The 615-nt window shown below is 39.5% G+C and carries 1 protein-coding gene; it reads left to right on the top strand.

Annotated elements, in window-relative coordinates; genetic code table 11:
- Positions 1 to 615, top strand: a 615-nt coding sequence (locus tag ACFIMA_RS09935) for a tyrosine-type recombinase/integrase (RefSeq protein WP_375693475.1), incomplete at both ends; no start/stop codon positions are given.

Genomic DNA, 615 nt, shown 5'->3' with positions numbered 1-615 from the left:
AAAAATGGTAAATGGTTTACACCTTTACGCCTTCATATTCTCCCTAAATTAGGCTGTCTACCCATTTCAGAGATTACGCAAACAGAGATACGCAATACCCTTGCTCCCATTTGGCATACAAAGGCTGTAATTGCTCGAACAGCATTGATACGTCTTAATCTTTGTCTCAAACATGCGGCTGCATTAGGTGTAGATGTTGATTTACAAGCTGTAGAAAAAGCAAAAGCTCTCTTAGGAAAACAACGCCATAAGGTCACTAATAGACCAGCGATGGATTGGAGAGAGGTTCCGGCTTTTTATAAAACACTCTGTGAAGCATCAACCATAACACAACTGGCTTTGCGTTTGCTTATTCTGACAGGTGTTCGTACCAATCCTTTACGTCATATTCATAAAGATCAAATTGATGGGGATATATGGACCATACCTGCTGAAAATATGAAAGGCAAGCGTGATACAACAAAAGAATTTCGCGTGCCTTTATCAACTGAAGCATTAGACATTTTAAAACAAGCACGATTGCTTTCTCGTAATGATTTCTTTTTTTCTGCTAAAGGTCGCGGTCCCCTCGCTGAGAAGTGTATGGCTCAATATATGAGAGACAATAAACTTGAA

Origin of the sequence: Bartonella sp. AP88HLJMH, from assembly GCF_042195605.1 — a bacterium.
In the GTDB taxonomy this organism is placed as follows: domain Bacteria; phylum Pseudomonadota; class Alphaproteobacteria; order Rhizobiales; family Rhizobiaceae; genus Bartonella.
The sequence above is the reverse complement of the archived record's forward strand: the minus strand, read 5'-3'. Positions and strand labels throughout refer to the sequence as shown.